Raw genomic sequence first — 22,121 nt, 5'->3', positions numbered from 1 at the left:
GCGACGGAACCCCCTCACGGTCGCCCGGCAGAACTCCGACAACACCCGACCCAGAGACCTTCGCCCCCTCCGGGTCGCCGGACGGCCGGATGCTGGACGCGACAGGCGAATCGGAACCGTGGTTCCTGGGCGGTGTGCCACCGGGCGGGGAGTCCGGGGTGCCCCGGGAGTCCGGAGCGACCGGGGGGCCATCGGGGCGCTTCCCGGCGGGCGGGGTGAGGCCGGCCCCGTCCCCGGAGCCGACGGGATGCGTGGTGACCGGCGGCTGCGGGGCAGGGGTGCTGCCGCTGTCGCGTCCGGCCGGACCCGGCTGGGGGGTCGAGCCGGGGGTCTCCGTCGTCCCCGAGTTCCCGCGGCCCGGTAGCGGAGTGGGGAGCGGTGCCGTGGAGGAGCCGTCGGTCTTCGTCGCTTGGGCGGGCATACCGAGGTCGCCCGAACGTCCGTTGCCGGGGCCGCTGTTGGTGGGGTGGTTGTCCTTGACGGAGACGCCGTCCCTGCCGCCGGACGGAGGGGGAGCCAGCGATCCGTCTCCCCTGCCCGGGCTGTCGGGGGTGGGCAGGGAGAGGTCGCCGCCAGGCGTCCGGGACGGAGGCGGAACCGTCCCTTCGCCGCCACCCGGTATGGGTTTGACGGTGGACGGGGTGACACCGGGCACGGACGCCGGCGGGGCGTCGCCACCAGGAGTGGGCGTGGGGACGAAGGAGCGCCCCCCACCGCCGTAATGCCAGCCCATCATGCCGCCGCCGTGCGCGCCGAAGCCCGCCCCGATGATCGCACTGATGGCCACGGTCCAGTTCACCTCGAAGTCGGCACCCGCGATCTCGGCGCCGAGCGCGCCGAGACCGAGGTCGAAGGCCACCTCGACCCCGGCACCGACGACGGCGCCCCCGGTGGCGCCGGCGATCGCGCCCCCCACGGTGCCGAGTCGGCTCCCGATCGCGGTCACGACGGGGATGAGCCTGGCCAGCAGCGAACCGACGATCGACATCACGCGTGCGAGGAGCGGGCCGAGGCCGATGAGGACGAGCCCGGCGATGACGCCCAGGATGTTCGCCCACATGGCGGCGTTGAGCTGCTCCGCGTACTCCTCGGCCGCCTTGTGCAACTCGTCGGCGTAGCGGTTGATCGTCTGTCCGATCGTCCATGCCTTCTCGGCGGCGGCGTCGAAGGTCAGGGCAAGCCCTTCCTCCCACGCCCGGCGCGCCTCATCGCCCGCCGCCCCGGTCATGCCGATGCCGTCCACGTGGCCGTTGACGGCGACTCGGCGCTCGTGAAGAGCGTCACCGAGCTGGATCCAGGCGTTGCCCAGGGCGTACATCTCCTCGATCTTGATGTCGCCGAGTACGGAATCCGCGTCTTCCATGGTGGGGCCGCCCTCCCTGGGCGTGATGTGTTCGACGGTCGCCTGACTGGTGCCGTACCGGGTGGTCTGTTGAGGTGGCTAGGTCCGGGTCACGGGCTGTGCTCTCGTCGTGGGCGGGTCTTCGGCGCGGGGTTCGCCGCCCCGCCGATCACCGGCACCGGTGCTGGACGGCGCCGCGGACTCCTCGGCCGGCACGTCCCGCTCGTCCATGGCGACCTGGACGAGGGTGGGCTCGTGGCCCCGGCGGACCAGCGTTCCGCGACCGGGCTGACGGCGGTACGCGCGCTGCTCGTTGATGAGGACCCCTTCGCGGTGGTCGCCGGACAGCAGCAGGCCGCCGGAGCCGATCTCCTTGAGCTTGCTCAGCAGCGGGTCCGACAGCAGGGCTCGCGCGGCGCCACCGACCCGGCGGGCCAGTACGAGATGGAAGCCCAGCTCGTCCGCCTGCGGGATGAACTCGGCCAGCGGAGCCAGCGGGCCGCGTCCCATGCTGCCCGCCGCCAGGTCGTAGTCGTCCACGACGACGTACAGTTCGGGGCCCTCCCACCAGCCGCGCTCGGCGAGCTGGGTGGGAGTGATGTCGGCCGGAGGCATCCGGGAGCGCAGGGTCTCGGCGAGGGCCCCGACCTGTCCGGCGACCAGGTCGGAGCTGCCGCCGCGGGCACCGATGTACTCGTCGGCCACCACGCCCAGCAGACTGTGCCGGTAGTCGACGATCATGAACCGTAGCTCGTGGGCGGTGTGGCGGGCGGCCAGACCGCGCATCCAGGCACGCAGGAACGCGGTCTTGCCGGATCCCGAGTCGCCGAAGACCACGAAGTGCGGGTCGCTCGAGGTCAGATCGAGTCCGACGGGAGCCAGATCGGACTCGCGCACCGCGACAGGTACCTCGCGTTCGCCGAGGGCGGCGCCGTGGCCCTCCCAGCGTTCGGCGGGCGTCGGCGCCGCGGCCGGCGACAACTCGCGGACGGTGATCCGGTCGGGCAGTACGCGCAGCGCCGGGGCCGCGGCCCGCTGCCAGCTCTCCGCGATCGTGGACACCAACCGGCGCTCGGCGTCGGCGATGCCGTCCGTGCCGTCCACGCCGTCCAGCCGGGGCAGCGCGATGTGGTGGGTGAGTCCGGGTGAGGCCAGCCCCCTGCCTGGAACGCTCTGGCCCAGGGCACGGGAGGCGGGGCGGCTGATCTCGGACTCGGAGGGGTCGTTGAGCCACAGTTCGAGACGGCCCGGAATGTTGTCGCGTAGGCCGACGCGGATCTCCGCCCACCGGTTGGCGGTCAGCCACAGGTGGACTCCGACACCGAGGCCGCGGGCGGCGATGTCGGTGAGGGTGGTGACGGCGTTGTCGTCGGAGGTGTGCAGAGCGGCCCAGTTGTCGACGACCAGCACGATGTCCGCGGCCCGCACGCCCTCGGGCAGGTCGCCCTCGGCGCGGCGGGTGCGCAGTTCGGCCGCCGACTGGATGCGCAGGTCGCGGAACATCCGCTCGCGCGCGGTGACCAGTCGGCTGACCTCGGCCAGCACCCGGCGCACCCGCTCCTCGTCGCGGCGGCCCGCGATGCCGGCGACATGGGGTGCGTCGCTCAGTCCGTGCAGCGAGCCGCCACCCATGTCGATGGCGTAGAACTGCAGTTCTTCGGGGGTGTGGGTGAGCATGGCGCTGAGCATCGCGGTGCGCAGGAAGGTCGACTTGCCGCTCTGCGGGGCGCCCACCAGCGCGATGTGCCCTTGCCGTCCCGTCAGATCCGCCGTGAGGGGGATCTGTTCCTGGCGCACGGGCACGTCGATCACGCCGATCGGGAACACCAGCCGGCCCCCGTAGGGCCACAGGGAGCAGCGCAGGCCCAGCTCCGGGTCGACCTCCGGCTCACCGAGCAGCGAGCTGAGGGCGAAGTGCGCGGGCAGCGGGGGCAGCCACACCTGGTGGCCCGGGACGTCCTTGTTCACCAGTCGCTCGACCGCGATCTGCAGCTCGGTCGCGCCCCCGTCCGGGGTCCACTCCGAGTGGGTCGCCTCGCTCTCCTCGGGGGCGAGCGGGGCGAGGTCTCCGTGCACGGCGAAGGGAACCGGTTCGGCGGCCACGGCAGCGGCGCCGGAGTCCTGCTCGCGGTAGGGCGCCGACACGTGCGCGACGCGGAAACGCTCGTAGACCGACTCGTCGACCTTCAGATAGGCGGAGCCCGGGATGGGGGGCAGCGCGTAGGCGTCGGCGGTGCCGATGACGGCACGGGACTCGGCGGCGCTGAAGGTCCGCAGGCAGATCCGGTAGGACAGATGGGACTCCAGGCCGCGCAGTCTGCCTTCCTCAAGGCGCTGGGTGGCCAGCAGCAGGTGCATGCCGAGCGAGCGCCCGACCCGGCCGATCTGGACGAACAGGTCGATGAAGTCCTGCCGTTGCGAGAGAAGCTCGCCGAACTCGTCGACGATGATGAACAGGTAGGGCAGGGGGTCGAGCGGTTTGCCGTTGACGTCGGTGCCGCCTGCGGCCTGACGGAGCTGGTACTCGCGCACGGAGTCGACGTTCCCGGCCTCCCGCAGCATGCGCTGCCGGCGCTGCTGTTCGCCCTGCAGGGCCTTGCGCATCCGGTCGACCAGTGCGAGGTCGTCGGCGAGGTTGGTGATCAGGCCGGATACGTGCGGCAGTTCGGTGACGCCCGCGAAAGTGGCGCCGCCTTTGAAGTCGACGAGGACGAAGGCCAGGTGCTCCGGCGCGTGCACCATGGCCATACCGGTAACGAGGGTGCGCAGCAGCTCGCTCTTGCCGGACCCGGTGGCGCCGACGACCAGCCCGTGTGGGCCGATACCGCCCTGCGCCGACTCCTTGAGGTCGAGGTGCAGCGGTTCGCCGGTGCCGGTCACCCCGATGGGGACGCTGAGAAGGTTCTTCGCGTCGGGGCTGCGCCGCCCGGCGGCCGGGTCGAAGGCCGCCATGTCCGCGAAGCCGAGCATCCCCGAGAGGGAGACGTCCTCGGCGAGGACCTGTTCGCGTTCGCCGGACAGCCTCAGCGGCGCCAACGCACGTGCGGTGGCCGCCAGGACGGCGGGCGCCGGCTCGTCGACGGCACCCCTCTCGATCGCCGCGTACAAGCCCGGCATGCGTCCCTCCAGGACGAGTCCACCGCGTGCGTCCGTACGGGCGCGTACGTCGACCCGGCCCGGTTCGGAGCCCTCCTCCTCCACGAGGCACACCACGTGCACCCCCAGGTCGGGTCCCGCCTCGGTGAACAGGTCGGCCAGGAGTGCGGAACGGGCCCAGGAGGCCCCGGGCTCGTAGTCGTCCAGGAAGACCACCAGGTGGCGGCGCGGGCCGCTGTCACGCTGGGCGATGAGACGGCCGTTGCGTTCGGCGCGGGCCGCAACCGCTTGGTCGAGGGCGGCCCGCAGTTGATCGTGGAGTCCGGCGAAGTCGTCGGCGAGCAGGGGGACGACCTCCTGCTCGCGGCTCTGTGTCCGCGGGTCGGGGTCCTGGGTGTGCGGCAGCCACTTCGCCCAGTCCCAGGCGGAGTTGCCGCCGGTGACGACCGCGACCCGCACGTCGTCGGGGGCGTGCAGCACCGAGAGCTGCAGCAGCAGGGTCTGGGCCAGCTCACGGGTGCGCGGGCGCGGCCCCAGCAGACTGACCACGCCGGACGCCCGCAGGTCCAGCCAGGCGGCCTGGCCGTCCACCGTGCTGTGCGCCTCGACGAGTTCGGCGGCTGCGTGCTGGCACTCGATGTCGACCTCGATGGTCGGATCGCTCTGCTCCGGGACGCGCAGGGCATCGGCCAGCGGCACCGTGCCGGTGCCGAGCCGCAGTTGGAGGAAGTCGGTGTCACCGGGGCGGCGTTCCCACACCCGGCGCCGCTGGGTGGCTATCGCCCACAGCCGATCGGGGTGCGGATGCCGCCAGGCGTCGGCGGCCTGCTGGCCGACCCTGCTCAGCTGAGCCCGCTTGCGTACACCGGCCAGGTACTCCAGGTACCGCTCCCGCTGCCGGAACTGGTTGCGGCGCCGACTGCTCCGCAGCTGCATCCGCACACCGATGGTGATGCCCACGGACACCACGACGAAGGCGAACCCCAGCAGGATCATCCATGCCTTGCCGTAGGCCACCATGTACGCGGCCATGCTCACGCTGGACAGCAGCGGCAGGAGCAGCATCAGCCATCCGGCCGCGCCCTGCGGCTGGGGCTTCTGGGGCGGTGAGGCCAGTTTCGTCATGCCCTCCGGCACCGGTGGGGGCGCCATCCGGACGGGGCGGTGGAACGGGATTCGACTCACGGTGACTGCCTAGCTGCCTTCGGGGTGTGGGACACGGGGAGTGGGAGAAGGCGGTACTCAGTAGGGGAAGGTCATGGTGACCGCTGTCCGGTTGGTGTCGGTGACCTCCTCGGGATCACCGCCGCCGCTGCCCGTCGCGGTCAGGTTGGTGATGAACTCGGTGAAGATCTTGGTGACGCCCTGCTCGGCCACGCTGAAGTTGCCCCAGGCCATGCCGACTCCGTCCGCCAGCGTGGGCAGGACCCCCAGGGACGGGTCCTCCTCTGTGCCGAACAGCTCGGTCATGACCCGCGTCCACTCGTTCTGCACCTTCTCGGCGTCCGAGGCGGCCTGGCCCTGCCATGCCACGCGCAGCCCGTTCAGTGTGGTGTGAATGGTGCCGATGCGCTCGGCGACGGAGTTGGAGAGTGCGACCAGTGACTTGGACGTGACGTCCAGGCCGGCCGGGGACACATCGATGACGGAGATGTCGTAGTTGGCGGCTTCGCTGTCAGCCATGACTCGCCTTCCTCGGGTGATGATCCGGTGATCCAGGAGGTATGGGGTGATTCCCTCAAAGGCGCGATAGGGAGACCGCACTGACAATTCATCACATAAGTGGTTAACCTGGCGGCGGTTCTCGACGCTTGAGAAGACGAAGGAGACACCGTGACCGAACCGATCGACTCGCAGTACGACCAAACACCGCTTCCCGAGCCGGAGATGGTGGACGAGGACGGCGACAAAGCCGCCGATCCCTCGGAAGACAACGGCAAGGACCTCAGCCACCTGGTACCGGATCCAGAGGTCGTCTGGGACGTGCCGCCCTCCTTCAACATCGACCCGACGGACCTGTCGGGGGGCGGGGACGGACCGCAGCCGGAGGAGATCAAGGAACCCTCCGCGGATCTGAGGGTCGACCTCGGCGCGCTGCGCACCGCAGAGAAGTCGATGCTCACCGAGGCACGCGGCGCCGTGGACAAGTACGAGGAGGTCCGCGCCCTGGTCGCAGCCGTCAAGGACACCGTCTTCGGACAGGGCGCCACGGACACGTATGAGAGAGGGGGAGACAACAGCAATTCGATGTCGTACGACCCGCAGCAGGGCGAGTCCGTTGCCAACCCGTTCGCCGCGACCGGCGAGACGTTCGCCGCCGAGATGAACCCGGCCATGGAACGCGCGCTGCTCGAGGTCGGCTCCACGATCGAGAAACTGGGCGAGTACATCGCGCTGCTCAACCACTCCGGACAGGTCTACGCGGAGGCGGACCGCAAATCCCGCTTTCCCGCTCCTCCGGCCCAGGCCTGAACCGGCAGGCCGCGCCGCCCCGTTCCGCAGGTGCGGAGCGGGGCGGCCGTGCGCCGTGCCGCGGTGGCACGCCGCACGCCGTCCGGGGTGCGGCGTCCCGGGCGCGCCGCGGCGCCGCTCAGCCATCCGACTGCCCGTCGGTGACGTTGTCGTAGTTCGTGCCCTCCGCGTTGTGGTAGTTCGAGTAAGTGGTGTTCATCCGGCGGAGGATGTCCTCCATCAGCGCTTCCAGGTCGTGCTGGCAGGTCAGGAACCACGACTTGATGTCGTCGAACGTGGCGTAGGACGGACTGTTCCAAGAGGTGCCGATGTCGTTCATCTTGGTGGCGATCGACGCCATGCCGGTCGTGATCTCCGCCGACTCCCGCCCCACAGCGCCGATCGCCTCCTTCAGCGCCGCGAGGTTCGCGAGCCAGTCCTGCGTGCTTTGTTCTGCCATCTGGGAGACACCTGTCTTTCAACCCGGTCCGAAGTCCTCTGGCGTCCTGCCGCTCCGTCCTGCTCAGAGAACCTCTTCCGGGGGGAGGTCCACGGGCAGGAGAGTGGTGAGCAGTTCCTCGTCGGCCGATGCGAGATCGACGGCGCTCAGACCGAGTTCGGCCACGCGCTGCGCGTGCCTCTCGGTCATCCGCTGGAAGACCTGTCGCGCGCTGCGTCCGTTGCCGAACTGTTCGCCGCGCGGCAGCGTCTCGAAGTAGTCGTGCAGCGCGGTGGTGGTCTGCGGCGCGAAGGTGTACTGGTGGCTGTCGGCCTGGTGCTCGACGATGCGCACCAGCTCGGACGAGGAGTAGTCGTCGAAGTGCAGGGTGCGGGTGAAGCGTGAGGCCAGGCCGGCGTTGGACTCCAGCAGCCGGTTCATCTCGTTCGGGTATCCGGCGACGATGACGACCACCTCGTCACGGTGGTCCTCCATCAGTTTCACCAGCGTCGAGACGGCCTCCGCGCCGAAGTCGGTGAACTGGCCCTGCGGCACGAGGGAGTACGCCTCATCGATGAAGAGCACCCCGCCCAGGGCGCGCCGGAAGACGGCGGTCGTCTTGGGCGCGGTGTGCCCGACGTACTCCCCGACCAGGTCTCCCCGGTCGGCCTCGACCAGGTGACCGCGGCTGAGCAGACCGAGCGCCGCCAGGAAGCCGCCGTAGAGGCGGGCCACGGTGGTCTTGCCGGTGCCGGGGTTCCCCGCGAAGACGAGGTGCCTGCTCAGCGGCGGCGGCGCGAGCCCGGAGTCCTGGCGGGCCTTGACCATCTGCATCAGCTTCGTGAGCGTGACCACGTCGCGTTTGACACCTTCCAGGCCGACCAGCCGGTCGAGCTCCGCGCGGAGTTCCTCCAGCTTCGCCGCGGCCGCCTCGGAAGCCTCGGGGTCCTGCTCGCCCTCCCCCGCGGTGCCGCTGGTGCCCACCGCCCTGCGGACGCCGGGAACCGGGGTGCTCCCCTGCTTCGCCGCCGGGGGTGGCAAGGTCGGCAGCACCGGATCGGCCACATCCTCGACATGACAGTCCTGCGCATACACCTCGGCCTCCTCGTCGCGCAGCAGGTCCGTCTCGGTGCCGTCCACGGCGCAGCGGCGCAGCACGATCCGGGAGCGGGCACCGGCGTAGACGGCGGGGAAGCGGCTCTTGGTGAAGTGACAGTCGTCGTAGCCGCCTTCGCCGCCGTCCCCGACGTACAGCGCGTTCTTCGCAGCGGACGCGACCGTGAGGCCATGGACCGTGGGACGAGCGCCCGCGTACACGACGACACCGCTGCCCCGGGACTCGCGTACCGCTCCGCCCTCCACGAGGACGGTGCTGTCCTCCTCCAGGAGCAGACCGGTGGTGGCACCGGTGATCGTCACGTTCTCCAGCAGGGCGCCCGTGTCCCGGCCGACCCGGACACCGGTCTCACCGATGGAGGTGACGGCGCAGTCCGCCAGCAGCGGCCGGTGGGTGGTGATCAGGCGTACGCCGTCGCGGTCGCCTTCTATCCGGCAGTCGCGCAGGGCCGCGTCGCCGCCCTCCACACACAGCCCTGTCAGCTCGACGTCGGTCACCTCGCACCGCTCCGCCAGGAGTTCGGCCCGTTCGGTGACACGTGCACCGTGCTCGGGGGTGCCACCGATCGCGCAGTCCCGTGCGTTCACCCGCGCCGAGCCGCCCAGGTGCACGGCCGTGTAGGCGGTCTCCCGCACGGTGCATCCGGTCAGTGAGACCTCGGCCTCGCCCGTCGCGTACAGCCCGTTGGCACCGGTGCGGGCGAAGGTGGAGTCGCGCGCGGTGGCGTTCCCGGTCGCGCTGACGACCAGCGCGGTGTCCACGCAGTCCACGGCCCGGACCGAGACCAGTTCCGCGACGGCCTCTCCCGTGACCAGCACCGCGGCACCGGTGGTGTGGTGCACGTGGCAGCCGTCCAGCACGATCGCGCTTGCGTCCTCCGCGAGTACACCGGAGCGTCCGGTGCGGAAGATCTCACAGTCGCGCAGCCGTACGCCCTGGGTCAGGTCGGCGGAGCGGCCTGCGGCAGCGGCCGACGAAGAGGCCGCCACCGGGTTCTGGTCCTCGTCGGAGGGACCGACGTCCCGCCGCCGGTGGCGCTGCGGGCCCGGAGGGCGGCCCGCCGTGCCGCGTACCCGGACCCCCTGACCGCTCGCCTCGTACAGGCGGCATTCGCGCAGCGACGCGGAGGCGTGTCCGTCCACGAGGACGGCGGCGCCGCCGCTGCCGCGTATCTCGCAGCGGGTCAGAGTCGCGTGCGCGCCGGCGGTCACCACGATGCCGCGTCCGGCGACGCCGTCCACGAGCGCGTCGGTCAGTTCGAGGGCCGCCTCGTCCTCGACGACCACGCCGTCCCCGGTGCAGCCGCCGACCGTCAGGGCCTCCAGCGTGGTGCGGCTGGTGCCCGTCAGACGCACCGCCATGCCCTCGGCCCGCCGCACCGAACAGCCGCTCAGCAACGGAGCCGCCGCGGCGGCGACCTCGACGCGACCGCCGGTGATCTCGCAGTCCCGCAGCACCGGTTCACCGCCGCGCAGCAGCACCGCGGCCTCCCGGGGCGCGGGGGAAACGAGGGTGAACCCGCGCAGCTCGGCGCGGCCCGAGTGCACGGTGACGGCCGGGCCGCGCGGCGCGACCAGCCGTACGGTGCCCTTGGCGACCAGGACGATGTCCTTGTCCAGCACCAGGCCCTCGGTGTACGTCCCGGCCTGCACGGTGATCACCCCGCCGGGCTTGGCGTCCCTGACGGCCGCACCGATGGAGCGGTGCGCGCCCCAACTGCCCAGTGCCACACGCTGTGCGACCGAGTTCACCCCACGCATGGTCGACCGGTCCGCCTCTCGGTCACAGGTCGCCGCCGAGGTTGGCCAGCCAGCCGAAGAGGCCGAAGACACCGGCGGTCAGCGGCAGGGCGGCGACGACGAGAGCGGTGACGACGGCCCCGGGCCAGGTGGGCCGCTCCGGCTCGATGGGACGCAGGGCCGCGCCGAAGGCGAGGAACAGCCCGCAGGCGACCAGGACGGCACCCGCCGCGAACGCGGCCAGCGGGCCCGCGGTACGCGAGTCGAAGAGGTACTCGGGCACCCGCACGGCCAGCGCGAGCAGCCCCAGCACTCCGGCGGACAGCAGCGGGATCACGCTGGACAGCACGCGCACCGAGCCGGCCTGGAGCAGCAGCCCGACGCTGACGCAGGCCACCAGGAAGAGGGCGTACACGTCACGCGAGGTGGTCAGGGTGAGCAGGGCGGCCGTGAGGACGGTCGCGGTGACGACACTGAGGAAGGTGAGCAACCCATTGCCCCGGCGGACGACGGCGGCGACGTCCGCGCTGCCCAGGGCGGGGGCGCCGGTGTCCGGACCGTCGGGCACGAGCACCGCGATCTGGCTGGTGATCCGGGGCAGCAGCCCTGTCAGCACGAACAGCACCAGGGCCACCACCGCCGCCGAGCTGGTCAGACTCGCGTCCAGCACGACCAACGGCGCCACGAACAGCGTGGTCACCAGCGTCAGCGTCTGGAGCACCACCGTGGCAGGAGCCGGGAAGGCGACCACTCCGGCGAGCGCGCCGATCACCGCGGTGCCCATCACCAGAACCGGAGTGACCACCGGGCCATGGACCGGCGCTCCCAGGCCGGCACAGGCCAGCAGCGGGCAGGCGGCCAGTGCGAGGAGCTGGCGCACCGGACGCGGCAGCGGCCAGTTCTTGCGCTCGGAGTACCAGGCGAGCAGCGCCGAGCACAGCGCGGCCAGTACGAAGAACAGCACGGCCACGCCCGCGATCCGATGCGCGCCGAGCCAGGCGGCCGAGATCACCATGACCACCAGACCGGCGCCGAGAACGCTCTGGGCACGCCGGCGGGCGCTCCACAGGCCGCCGTCCTCGCGGGCGTTCGTGATCTGTTCGTCCAGGTCGGTGACGGTCAGCTCGCTCAGCTCCGCGGCCCGCTGGTCGCGCAGGTACAAGGTGGCACCGTCCACGATGCCTGCACCCAACAGCGTGTCGCCGGGGGCCATGGGAGAACCTCCCGACGGCTCGAGTGTCCAGACCGGGGGCATGCCCTCGGACTCGGGCTGGCCGCACAGGGTGGCGAGTCGCGGGACGTATTCGGCGATCGGGGCATGGGCTGGGAGTGCCAGGTCGACCTGCCTGCGTTCGCCGACCACGGTGATCCGGCAGCGTTCATCGGGCACGGACGTTTCCTTCGGTGTTCGGAGCGGGGAGCCGCAAAGAGATGGCGTGAGGAATGCGGTGCCTCACTGCCGCCAGGTGGACACATTCGACCACTCGGCGTCGCTGTAGTTGTTCCAGTTGACATTCATGGCGTGGGCAATTCGACCCAGCACGCCGTCCTCTCCGAAGAGGCCGTTGGCCGCCAGGTCCCACCCGTTCTGCATGTCCTGGTAATAGGTGGCGGCCTCGCTCTCCCGCCACGCGTCGGCCAGCGGCGACAACTTGTTTTTCAGCAGCTGGAGTTCTGTGGTGATCTCTCCGGCTCTGGCATTGATGGTGCTGCCCGCGGCCTCGAGCCCTTCGCCTACGTAGATCGGCGTGCCGTCGATGTTGGCCATGAAACGCTCCTCGAACGCGCCCGGTCCTGCGGATGAAAGCGCGGATGAATCGGATGGATACGCGGATGGATCAGCCTGCGGATCAGTTGAAGTTCGTGCCGCTCGGGGGCTTCGGAACGTCTTCGCCCAGCTGGGTGAGGTTGTTCAGGTTCTGCTGCTCGGTGTCCTTGTAGTTCACGTAGTTGCCCTGAAGTCCCTTGGAGATTCCGTCCAGGGCGTCGTTGAGCATGCGGGCATAAACGTCGTACTTCGCCATCAAGTTCTGGAACTCGGCCTGGGCTATACCCTGCCAGCTCTGCTCCAGGCTGGTCACATAGACCTTCAGATTGGCCAGTTGCCCGGCGATCTCAGTCGCCGTGGTAGCCGTATTGGTGGAGGCCTCAGCCAGGTACTCCGGTGTCACCCGGTACGTCACACCACCGACGCTTACGGAAGGCTCGACAGCCATGAGTGGAATCCGCCCTTCTCGACCGTTGTCCCGTAGTCAAACATCGCCGTAACGACGGCCGGGCCAGATGAGCAGAACCTGGGCACCTTCTGAACACAACAAGTGGGACGTGCCCAGTGCGCCTGGGCCTCGCGCGTTCGCCTCGCCCCGGCCGTACTGACCACGTGTGAGTTGATGCGCGCACGAGTGCCCAAGGGCTGGTCGAAAGAGGAGGAGGGCGGCGACGCACGGACGCGGCCCGGGACGACCTGAACCCACCCGCCCTATCGGCGTTCAGGCTTCGTTCTCGGACTTGTAGCGAGGTGACAAGGATCCGCCGCCCGGCCAGTTCCCAGCGCAGATGGATTCCGGCCGACGCGCGGTCGCATAGACCTTCGCGCCCCGAGTGACGAGTGAACGAGCTGGGCTGCAAGATGGCGGACGATGCCGCGATGGGCTCCGGTGATCAGTGTCGTGGCTTTACCACAGGATGCGCAGCGCCGAGGCCGCCGCCTGCGGCGCGCCGGCGGCAATATTCCCGGTCCCCTGTCGAGCGGGTGAGGTCACTTCATTTCCCGGGCTGCACAGCAAAGCGAATCCACACATCCTGTCGTTCACGGACAGTCTGGTCACGACATGATGGCTTCAGATGAGCACTCACAATCGCCCTCGCCGCCCCATGGCATCGAACAGCAACTCAGGCAGCGTCAGCGGCAATTCCACGACAACCTGCCGACGGAGTGGGTGGCGATGGGCCTAGCGGGTCCGTTCCATCTGCCTGTCGTCTTTGAATCCTCTTCTCGCCCTGCTGTGCTTCGACGCCTGGCGAGCTGCGTTGATGAGGTCCCGTTCTTCCGGGGTGAGGTTGGACGTCAACTTGGCGTTATTCATCCACCCGTTGAGCAGAGCATGTGAACCACCCAGCCGGAGAGAGTAGGACCACGCGCTCTCCCCTCTCAGGTCTCCCCGCCATCCGGCGGCCCACTTCAGCAGGTGAGCGATTTTCTGTGCCTGACTGTAGCGAATTGAACTCATTGGCCTAATCGGTAAGTTACGTCACGTCCAGATCTTCTGCGGTGCACGGACCGAGTTCACTCTTCGACGACACGGAGTGCTCGGCGCAGGCCGCCTGAAGGGCCGGCCCGGGAGGAAGGCACGTCGGCGGACACGGCACCCTCCGGCCCGACGGGTGCCGCCCCAGAGGACCGGGACACCGTCGCCGCCGAACGCACTGGCGAACCACGCAGGCGCTCGGCTGGAAACCCCAGCCGAGCGCCTGCGTCCACACGACTGCCTGGGGGCGCTGTCTCCCGCCCGGCTTTGGAGCGGTCACCCGGACTGTGTCAGCCGGCCATGGTCATTCGATCAGTCGCCAGCGGGTGTCGTCCGGCGAACCGCACGAGCCGATCACCAGCCGCTGGTCCGGCTCCTTCTTCTCAGCGCCCACTCCATTGACCATGAGGCACAGGTGGTTGCTGGCGTAATTGCGGATCATGACGCTGCCGTCCCCGGCCGGATCGAACCACCACAGCTGGTTGTCGCCCATGGTTCCGGTGCAGTGGGCCTCCAGGAGCCCGGTCCCCGAAGGCTGTCCCCCGCGGGTCGGCAGGTCGATGCACAGACCGTCCTTCAGATTGGCGAACTGCACGAGATCAGTGCCGCCAGGGCCCGCGTCGGGACGAGGGGACGTCATCCTCCACAGCTGGTTGTCCTGGTCGGTGCCGTCGCAGTAGTACTGGTTGACGTCCTCGCCCTTCTTGCCCGCTTCGTTGAACGGGATATCGGCGCACAGCCCGGTGAACACGTTCTTCAGCAGCACCGTGCGAGAGACGGCCGTCAGCTTCTGCAGTTCGGCCTTGGCCACGTCCTCCGCCCGCGTCTCAGTCCGATTCTTCGTCGGAGAGGCCGACGGAGTGACAACGGGGTCGGGCACCCGTCGCTCGACGCTCGTGCCGGGCTCCGTTACCGTCTCCTTCTTCGGCACCGTCTCCTTCTTCGTCACCTTCGGTTCGGTGGACGGCGACGGGGATCTGGTGAGCTTCTCGTGGGCCGCGGCCTGCTCGGCCGCCAGCTCCGCCTTCTGCGCCTCCTCGTCGGCCTGGTAACTGCGCCACGCGCCCACCCCCAGGGTGGCGCCCGCGGCGAGTGCCAGCACGGCCACCGCGCCGGCGACCCGGGTCCCCATGCGGGAGCGCTCTCCTGGCTGCTGGGCACTGGTCGTCAGTGCGTCGGCGAACCGCGCCCGTTGCCGCCGTTTCGTTTCGTCCTGGTCGTTTTCACTCAATGCCGTTCCCAACTCGCAGAGGCTTCAACGGTGTGTGTGCCGAAGCGTCCATCCCGCCCGCTCCGTTCCCGCCCCGGACGCGGCCCTCGGATCCCGGTCCGGGCAGCCGGGCACCGGGGGGGCGCGCGAGGCCGGTCCCGGGACACGAAGACCGCCGCCGGTGCACGGGGCGGGCGGACCGGGCCGGATCCGGCTCATCGCGGCACCGGACCGTACAGCTCGCGCTCCCGCAGCAGTTCTGCCGCCTTCAGCAGCGAGGCGGACAGCCGGCGCCGGTAGGTGCTGAAGGACAGCGCCGCCCGGTTGGCCGCGGCCTGCTGGCTGCGTGGCCCGTTCAGATAGGTGATCTCCAGGATGTCGGCCAACTGCCGCCGGCCGGGCTGCGCCCGCAACTGCGAAACGGTCTCCGTGAGTACCTGGCGCAGCTCGGCGGGGCCGGCATCGGACGCCACCAACCGGGTACGCAGAAGCGCGCTGTGCGCCAGCTGCTCCGGCTCCGAGACCTTCTGGTAGGCGTACTTGACGGCACCCACGAACTCCGGCCACGGCATGGCGGGTGTCACCGGCTCGGCGGCCGGAGCGGAGGCCGCTGCGGGCTCGTCGGCCAGCAGCCGGGTGCTCAGTGCCTCCGCCCAGCGGGCGAACGGCATGCCGCGCCAGTCCCGCACGAACGAGAGGATCGGTTCACCGTCCGCACAAGTGACCGTCTCCCCGGGCTGCTGGTCGTACAGACTGAGGAGCCGCGACAGTTCCTCCTGCTCCCGTGCCGCGCACGTCCAGCTCACCGCGAGACCTGGCGTGGTCGCCCACAAGGTGGTGAGAGCGAAGCATGTAGCCACCGCGCTGCCGGTGCTCCAACGCCCCAGCAGCAGTCGCTCCGTGCGTCGCAGCGATGACGACCGGCCCTTCAAGTGTTCGAGCGCGGCATGCGCGACCGGATCATCGGGCAGGTTCGTGGCACCCGGCTCCAGACAGGGCGCCACGAGTGTGCCGACGAGGTCACCACGGTCGTCCTCAGCGACGACGAACGCCGAGGGCTGTCGGTCCCACCACTGCCGGGCGAGACGGCCGGCCGCGACACCGTGCTCCTGCTCTATGGCAGCCAGCACCGGGTGCAGGTCCTTCGAGAGTGCGGACCGTAACTGGAAACGGTCCGTACCGCTCCAGTCCGCCGCCTCGCGGACGACGGAACTCGCCCTCCCGAGGTGGGCGAGGCCGGCACCGAACGCCCAACGGCCACCGGTGCGTTGGGTCAGCCGTTCTGCCAGATGCGCGTGCAGCCGACGGAACAGGCGCTCGTACTTCTCCGGATCGCGCCAGCGCAGATCGACCAGCAGCGCTTCTCGCACCAGCCCGTGCGGTATGAGACCGGCGGCGGTGCTGTCCACGAACGACAGTCCGTGCAGCCATGCGAACAGCAGCTGGGCCTCCGCCACCGGCACGTCCAGGGTGCGCCGGACCAGTTCCTCGGTGGTGACCCGGGCCAGCGCCTGTACCTGGAGCGCGTCGGACCTGGCCGGTGACGGGGTCTCCCGCAGCAGCAACCTCAACAGCTCCCGTGCCAGGTCGGGCGAGTCGTACAGCTCCCGCTCGCCGCTCGGCCCGGCTGTCCCCGCGGATGCTTCCCTGGCGTCGGCGAAGAGAACCAGAGCGAGTGGCAGTCCGTGCGAGGCCCGTACGGTGTCGGCCGCCGAGGACTCCGGCACACCCCGGTTGCGCAGGAGCAGGAACGCCTCGGCGTCGTCCATGCGCGACAGCCGCACGCTGCGCAGCGCGTGCCACCACTGCGGGTCGGTGCGCCACTCGGTCTCCGGGGGCCGGCGCGAGCCCACCAGGACGAGCAGGTGCGTGGGCATACGGGGCAGGAACTCCTCGCGCAGCCACCACTCCAGCGGACCCAGCGACTCCGCGGAATCGATCAGCAGCAACTGCGCCTCTTCCGGCGGTCCCTGCGCCTCCAGCGCGGCCCGGAAGGCATCCGGTGTCGCGTCCGTGCAGCGCATGTCGATCGTCCGTACGACCGTGCCCTGCGTCCGCGCCTCGTCTGCGAACCGGAGCATCAGGGTGCTCTTGCCGACACCCCCCATGCCGTGCAGCCACACCACGAAGCAGCCCCGGGCCTCGTTGCGCATCAGCTCCCGCAGCAGCCGCAGTTCGGCGGCGCGCCCGGTGAAGGATTCTCTCCGCAGTGCGGCCAGCACGCTTCCATGGGAGTCGACAGACATGGGCGTAGGTACTTCCGTATCTTCCAACCTTGTGAACTGCCGTCGATCGGTCGCCCTCGCATGGAGCGCGGTCTCAACCGCCCGAACCGCTCCGCGGCCGAAGGGCTCTGTTCGGCAGCCGACTGCGCGGTCCGTCGCCGTCTCCATCACCCTCCTCACCAGAATTCCGGCCTGCTGCCGGACCCACGACGACCGGCCGGGACACCCTGAAGTAGTACGTATGCGGCGGCGTCCAGCGTCATCCCGTTGCCCCTCACTGCCGCGCGTCCCGCGCCACGCACGAGCCATCCCTATGGGCCGACACGCCGCGACAACCGCGAGAACTCAAACACTGCTGTCACTTGGTGTCAATTTGCCGCATGGTGTCACATGCTCAGGGGGAGTTCCCCCATACCTCTGCCCGGCGCCCTGGTGTGACACGTCGGGTGCCACGGAGGCCTCGGCCCGGCACGAAGGATGCAATGAACCTGACCCTCCCGCAGCGGATGTACCTGCTCTGCCACACCGTGGACAAAGAGGAGTTCGAGGCCGTCAACCTCCAGGGGCCGCGGGCAACCTCTGCACGCTACGAACTCGCCAACCAGCGCGTCACGTTGCGCCTGGACGGACAGCTTCTCCACGTCGTCCACGACGGTGTGCTCGCAGACCCTCCCCGCCCCGATCAGCCCTGATGCACGCACGCGGCTGCGTGGCGCCCGCATCGTCACCGACGAGCTGCCGCCGCCGGCCAGGCCGAGACGGCAAATGGATACTCAGCCAAGCTGCGACTTCAGCCACCGCAGGACCTCAGGAGTGACCGGGTCGGTGATGTCCGCGAACTCGTCGTGCCGCTTGAGGAACTTGGCGACGTAGGGGCAGACCGGGACGATCCGCATTCCGGATGCGCGCACGTCGGCGAGTGCCTGCTGGACCAGCTGTGAGGCCAGCCCCTGCCCGGCGAACGCCTCGTCGATCTCCGTGTGGAAGAAGACGCGCTGCACGCCCAGGTCACGGTAGGCGGTCAGACCGGCACGTCGGCCGTCGACCAGGATCTCGTACCGCCGATCGGCGTCTGCACGCTCGACGAACGTGCTGGTGGAGGTCTCGCTCATGGTGTGCCTTTCGTCAGGGGGTCAGCGGGTCGGTGGGTTGCGGCGCGGTGTGATGACGGCGTTCGGCAGGACCGGTGCGGGAAGGCGACCGCTGGGAGAGTCCTGGATGACGCCGAAGCGTTCGGAGAAGGTTTCCCAGTCCTCGCGGGCCTTCACGATGTCCTCATGGCTGCGACCGATGAAGTTCCACCACATGACGATCTCCTCCTCGAACGGAGGTCCTCCGAGGAGGATGGCCCGCGCCGGGGCGTCGGTCTCGTTCACCATCGTCAGGGTGTCCGCGCCGCGAGGGACGTAGCCGAGTTCGGCAGGCCGCAGCACCGTGTCGATCAGGCGGATGTCCCCGCTGTCCACGAGGAGGCCGTGCTCGAAAGCCGTGTCCACGGCGAGAGACAGCGCCGCGCGAGGTTCGATGACGATCTCGGCGCCGAGCAGCGGCGTGAACGCCCGGACCGGGGAGGTCCGGCCGGCGAGCGAGCCCAGAAAGACCCTGATTTCGGCCCCGCCGGTCGGCGCGAGTTCGGGCACGTAGTGCTGGAAGTCCCGGGCGGCGTTGCGGTGTTCCTCGGGCAGCGCGACCCACAGCTGGACGCCGTGGATGACCCTGGTGTCCGGCGTGGAGATTTCCGAGTGGGCGATGCCGTATCCGCCGGTCATGAGGTTCATCTCGCCGGGCCGGACCAGGGAGTGGGTACCCAGGGTGTCGCGATGCTCGACCTCTCCGCTGAACAGCCAGGTCACCGTCTGGAGTCCGGTGTGCGGATGCGGGGGCATGTCCATGCCGCCCAACTCGGCGACCTGGTGCGGGCCGTAATGGTCGGCAAAGCACCAAGCGCCGATGAGGGTGCGCGCCCGCTGCGGCAGCGTCCGCCGCACCCGCATCGCACGTGGACCGCCGAGGGGGACTTCACGCGCCGACAGGACATCGACCCGGGGAGCTCCGGCCGGCCGGTCGCCTTCGACGAGCGCACCGCAGCGTAGAGCCTCGACATCGCCTTCCGGGTTGCTCACCGAGAGCACCTCCTCAACAGGCTAGTTGTTACGTCAACTATGATGCCACGGAGGCAGGCCGATGGCCACAGCACCCGCACGGACGCGGGCCACTGAGAGCGTGGCCCGAAGGAGGCCCGACGTGAGCAACCAGACCCACAGCTCCCCACCCCGCAGGATCTTCATCGACAAACAGAGCCCCAAGGCCTTCCATGCTCTGGTGCAGGTCTCGGAGGCGGTCCGGGCAACAGCCTCCGAGGCCGGGCTCGACCGCATCACCGTGGAACTGATCAACGTCCGCGTGTCGCAACTCAACGGCTGCGCCTACTGCCTCGACGTGCATACCAGGGCGGCCCTGCGCACCGGTGAATCACCGCAGAGACTCGGAGTCCTGAGCGCATGGCGGGACACCGACCTGTTCTCTTCCTCGGAGCGCGCCGCCCTGGCGCTGGCCGAGGCCACAACCGATCCGGCGAACGCCACGATCCAGACATCCGCCTATGAGGACGCCCGACAGGCTCTCTCCGCAGACCAGATCTCAGCCGCGATCTGGGTGGCGGTCACCATCAATGCGTTCAATCGCGTGTCGATCATGAGCAAGCACCCCGTACCGCCGCGTCACGACAAGTAGAGGTGGTTGGCCCGCCACACCGCTGGCCTTGGACGTGGCCAGTCCAGCGGAGCGGACAAGACTTGGTTGACGAGTCGCACAAGCCTCATGAGGCTCAATCCGCTCTCAGCCACCACCGCGGCGACGCTTGTGCTGACCAAATGGCGCAGGCCGGGCCACCCGATCCAGAAAGGACGGTTCCTCGTCCAGCTTCTCCACCACGCGCTCGGAAATCCGAGCCAGCAACCGCAGCTCCGACGGCGTGACGTGGTCAAGGAAGAGCTCACCCACCGCCTCCGCATGACGTGCGACGGCTGCTTCGATCACCGCTCGCCCCTCGTCTGTGATAACCACGAACGTGCCACGGGCGTCTTCGGGACTCCTGTCCCGCACCACCAGACCACGCTTCACCATCCGGGCGATGTGATGGGACATCCGGCTCTTCTCCCACTCCAACGCCCTGGCGACGTCCAGGAACCGCCGCCGCCCCTCCGGTACGTCCGTCAGCTCGACCAGTACGGCGATATCTGCAGGCGAAACGTTGCACTCCGTCTGCAGCAAGCGAGACAACCGGCCCATGAGCCTCTCATGCATGCGGACAAAGCTCCGCCACGCATGCTGCTGCTCCGCCGTCAACCTACGCATCGCTCTTCCATGGAAAGGCCGCTGCCGCTCGTCGACGGTCCGGCCCTCGGTCCACAACGGTTGGCTCGGTCGACCGACCAGCGATGCCGCCTCAGCCGAAGGAGCCCCGCCAATCGGGGAGCTCCCAGTGCCCCCGTTCTTGCCCCTTCAGTGGCACGACATCGCGCCGGTGAAGACGCGTTCCCCTCATTCGGCATTCCGAGGGTGCCCGCCGGAAAAGCGGCACCCTCGGCGCGTGGCCCGCCGGCGATAGCAGGTCAGCGCACCTGGATGTTCGCGGCGTTCTCGGCGAGCCAGTCGTCGAAGCTCTTGAGTGCCGGGTTGATCTCCCGCAGAAGGTGCAGGTCGCGGGATCCGGTGAACTCCTGGTCGAAGTCGCCGTAGTACTGGAACATGTTGGCGATCTCGTCGCCCGCCGGTACGCCCAGGGAGCGGAAGACGTCGTAGGGCACCGAGTGATTGGAAGCGCACTGGCTCGCCGATCGCGGCGCCCAGCTTCTGCGCGTACTGGGCGCCGGTCAGGTGGTCGCCCGCCAGGCCGACGGTCTGGCCGATGAACCGCTCGCCGGTCTTGAGGATGGCGAGTGCCGTGCCGCCGATGTCGTTCACGTCGACGCCGGCCAGCAGCTTGCCGTCCTCAAGCGGCAAGGTCAGCGTCAGTACGCCGTCCTCGGCACGCTTGGGACCCATCATCGACAGGAAGCCCTGGAAGTAGAAGGTGGTGTTCAGGAAGGTGGTCGGCACTCCGGCCTGCCGGAACAGCTCGTTGCCCTCGCCCTTGGCGTCGAAGTGCGGGACGTTGTACTTCTCCTGGAGGACGGGCATACGCTCGTCCTCCAGCGGCAGCAGTTCGCGGGTGTCCTCCAGCGTCGACCACACCACATGCCGCAGCCCGGCATTCTTCGCGGCCCGCACGAGAACCTCGATCTCCTCCATCTCCTTGGCCGCCGAACCGTGCGCCCAGAAGTTGGTAACGAGGAAAGCGCCGTAGGCGCCCTCGAACGCTTCGTGCACGGTCGGCTCGTCATGGAAATCCGCCCGCACGACCTCCGCACCGAGCTGCGCGAGTTCCTTGGCCGCGGGTGAGTCGGGGTTCCGGGTCAGCGCACGCACCGTGAACCCCGAGTCCGGATCGGCGAGGATCGCCCGCGCGGTACCGCCTCCCTGCGCACCCGTGGCTCCAGCAACCGCGACGACCTTCTTCTCGCTCATGCCGCTGTCCCTACCTCAGCATATTGTTGATGGATCAACTGAAGCGCACTCTGGTTGATTAATCAACATGTGGCGCAAGATTCAGCCGTGCTCGCTGCGAAGGTCACCCGAGTGGCACAACGCGACCGGCCAGAAGCCCAGTTCGGCCCACACGCGGGCGGCGTTCAGGGCCGCGAGGAGGCCGTCAGTGGCCGCGTGCACGCCGGCCGCTACCTGACAGCTGGCCCGCTTACCCAGAGCACCGCAGTACTGCCGGGCGACCCCGACCGAAGCGGTCCCGCACTTGACCCTCGAGACCTATCCGCCCCGCTGGACCTCTTTCAGGCGCGCCGAACCTTCGGCCGACGGGGCGGAGGCCTGACTACGCAGGCCCAAGCTCCAGGCTGGCAGTACTACGAGCTTGCCGCTCAGGTGACCGGACTGGCTCACTGCCAGTGCCACTGCAGCCTCGTCGAGGGGTGGGTACCCGCGATAGGCACCTGTAGCCGTCCCGCCTCGATGAGGGTGAGGACGTCACCGAGCTCTTCGGGACTCCCCGCTCCGGGCTCGGTCATGTGCACTTGGATTCCGGTGCCCGCGGCGTCGAAGGCCACGATTGAGAGGACGCGTGTCGGACCGCAAGCGAGATCGATCGAGTCCGGGATTTCACCACGGGCCGGACAGGGCAAGTTCGGGCGGAGGTTCC

General features: G+C 69.5%; 17 protein-coding genes and 2 pseudogenes. 3 read left to right on the top strand and 16 right to left on the bottom strand.

The annotated features are described in order from the left end of the window. From AB0I98_RS31450 to AB0I98_RS31440, 3 genes and pseudogenes are all read right to left on the bottom strand, one after another. Positions 1-1,363: pseudogene (locus tag AB0I98_RS31450) on the bottom strand (hypothetical protein); the annotation flags it as partial. 78 nt (positions 1,364-1,441) lie between these two features. Beyond that, a complete protein-coding gene (eccCa, locus tag AB0I98_RS31445; RefSeq protein WP_362947914.1) occupies positions 1,442-5,623 on the bottom strand; it encodes a type VII secretion protein EccCa in 4,182 nt (1,393 codons plus the stop codon). Positions 5,624-5,680: 57 nt separating this feature from the next. Further along, positions 5,681-6,121, bottom strand: a complete 441-nt coding sequence (locus AB0I98_RS31440; RefSeq protein ID WP_362947913.1) for a WXG100 family type VII secretion target — start codon at positions 6,119-6,121, stop codon at positions 5,681-5,683. A 150-nt stretch (positions 6,122-6,271) separates the two neighbouring features. Between AB0I98_RS31440 and AB0I98_RS31435 the strand changes: the two genes are divergently transcribed. After that, the gene (locus AB0I98_RS31435; protein ID WP_362947912.1) at positions 6,272-6,910 is read left to right on the top strand and encodes a hypothetical protein; all 639 of its coding nucleotides are present in this window, start codon (positions 6,272-6,274) and stop codon (positions 6,908-6,910) included. A gap of 118 nt (positions 6,911-7,028) precedes the next feature. Here the strand turns inward: AB0I98_RS31435 and AB0I98_RS31430 are convergent, their stop codons facing one another. The 7 genes from AB0I98_RS31430 to AB0I98_RS31400 form a co-directional block, all read right to left on the bottom strand. Then, complete coding sequence (locus AB0I98_RS31430; RefSeq protein WP_362947910.1) at positions 7,029-7,349, bottom strand: hypothetical protein; 321 nt, start codon at positions 7,347-7,349, stop codon at positions 7,029-7,031. Positions 7,350-7,412: 63 nt separating this feature from the next. Next, positions 7,413-10,205, bottom strand: coding sequence for a right-handed parallel beta-helix repeat-containing protein (locus tag AB0I98_RS31425; protein ID WP_362947908.1), 2,793 nt, complete (start codon positions 10,203-10,205; stop codon positions 7,413-7,415). 22 nt (positions 10,206-10,227) lie between these two features. After that, the gene (locus AB0I98_RS31420) at positions 10,228-11,574 is read right to left on the bottom strand and encodes an EsaB/YukD family protein (RefSeq protein WP_362947906.1); all 1,347 of its coding nucleotides are present in this window, start codon (positions 11,572-11,574) and stop codon (positions 10,228-10,230) included. A gap of 63 nt (positions 11,575-11,637) precedes the next feature. After that, a complete protein-coding gene (locus AB0I98_RS31415) occupies positions 11,638-11,952 on the bottom strand; it encodes a WXG100 family type VII secretion target (protein ID WP_362947904.1) in 315 nt (104 codons plus the stop codon). A gap of 82 nt (positions 11,953-12,034) precedes the next feature. Beyond that, positions 12,035-12,400 (bottom strand): WXG100 family type VII secretion target, encoded by a 366-nt coding sequence (locus AB0I98_RS31410; protein ID WP_362947903.1) that lies wholly within the window; start codon positions 12,398-12,400, stop codon positions 12,035-12,037. A gap of 1,336 nt (positions 12,401-13,736) precedes the next feature. Beyond that, positions 13,737-14,564 (bottom strand): RICIN domain-containing protein, encoded by an 828-nt coding sequence (locus tag AB0I98_RS31405; protein WP_362947902.1) that lies wholly within the window; start codon positions 14,562-14,564, stop codon positions 13,737-13,739. A 293-nt stretch (positions 14,565-14,857) separates the two neighbouring features. After that, entirely contained in the window at positions 14,858-16,888 is a 2,031-nt protein-coding gene (locus AB0I98_RS31400; RefSeq protein ID WP_362947900.1) for an ATP-binding protein, read from the bottom strand. 461 nt (positions 16,889-17,349) lie between these two features. On the opposite strand from AB0I98_RS31400, the gene AB0I98_RS31395 reads away from it, so the two are divergent. Beyond that, positions 17,350-17,559: a hypothetical protein gene (locus AB0I98_RS31395; RefSeq protein ID WP_362947898.1), complete on the top strand. Its 210-nt coding sequence runs from the start codon at positions 17,350-17,352 to the stop codon at positions 17,557-17,559. Positions 17,560-17,640: 81 nt separating this feature from the next. Here the strand turns inward: AB0I98_RS31395 and AB0I98_RS31390 are convergent, their stop codons facing one another. Then, the gene (locus AB0I98_RS31390; protein WP_362947897.1) at positions 17,641-17,979 is read right to left on the bottom strand and encodes a GNAT family N-acetyltransferase; all 339 of its coding nucleotides are present in this window, start codon (positions 17,977-17,979) and stop codon (positions 17,641-17,643) included. Positions 17,980-18,000: 21 nt separating this feature from the next. Next, entirely contained in the window at positions 18,001-18,990 is a 990-nt protein-coding gene (locus AB0I98_RS31385; RefSeq protein WP_362947896.1) for a pirin family protein, read from the bottom strand. Positions 18,991-19,111: 121 nt separating this feature from the next. Between AB0I98_RS31385 and AB0I98_RS31380 the strand changes: the two genes are divergently transcribed. Next, entirely contained in the window at positions 19,112-19,600 is a 489-nt protein-coding gene (locus AB0I98_RS31380; protein ID WP_362947894.1) for a carboxymuconolactone decarboxylase family protein, read from the top strand. 105 nt (positions 19,601-19,705) lie between these two features. On the opposite strand, the gene AB0I98_RS31375 is transcribed toward AB0I98_RS31380, so the two are convergent. From AB0I98_RS31375 to AB0I98_RS31360, 4 genes and pseudogenes are all read right to left on the bottom strand, one after another. Then, the gene (locus tag AB0I98_RS31375; protein WP_362947892.1) at positions 19,706-20,173 is read right to left on the bottom strand and encodes a MarR family transcriptional regulator; all 468 of its coding nucleotides are present in this window, start codon (positions 20,171-20,173) and stop codon (positions 19,706-19,708) included. Between the two features lie 237 nt (positions 20,174-20,410). Next, the gene (locus AB0I98_RS31370; protein ID WP_362947891.1) at positions 20,411-21,436 is read right to left on the bottom strand and encodes an NmrA/HSCARG family protein; all 1,026 of its coding nucleotides are present in this window, start codon (positions 21,434-21,436) and stop codon (positions 20,411-20,413) included. 81 nt (positions 21,437-21,517) lie between these two features. Next, positions 21,518-21,730: pseudogene (locus AB0I98_RS31365) on the bottom strand (transposase); the annotation flags it as partial. Between the two features lie 131 nt (positions 21,731-21,861). Beyond that, entirely contained in the window at positions 21,862-22,029 is a 168-nt protein-coding gene (locus AB0I98_RS31360) for a hypothetical protein (protein WP_362947890.1), read from the bottom strand. Between the last annotated feature and the right edge of the window lie 92 nt (positions 22,030-22,121).

This window comes from Streptomyces sp. NPDC050211, assembly GCF_040656035.1.
In the GTDB taxonomy this organism is placed as follows: Bacteria; Actinomycetota; Actinomycetes; order Streptomycetales; family Streptomycetaceae; genus Streptomyces.
This window is presented reverse-complemented; position numbering and strand designations above follow the sequence as displayed.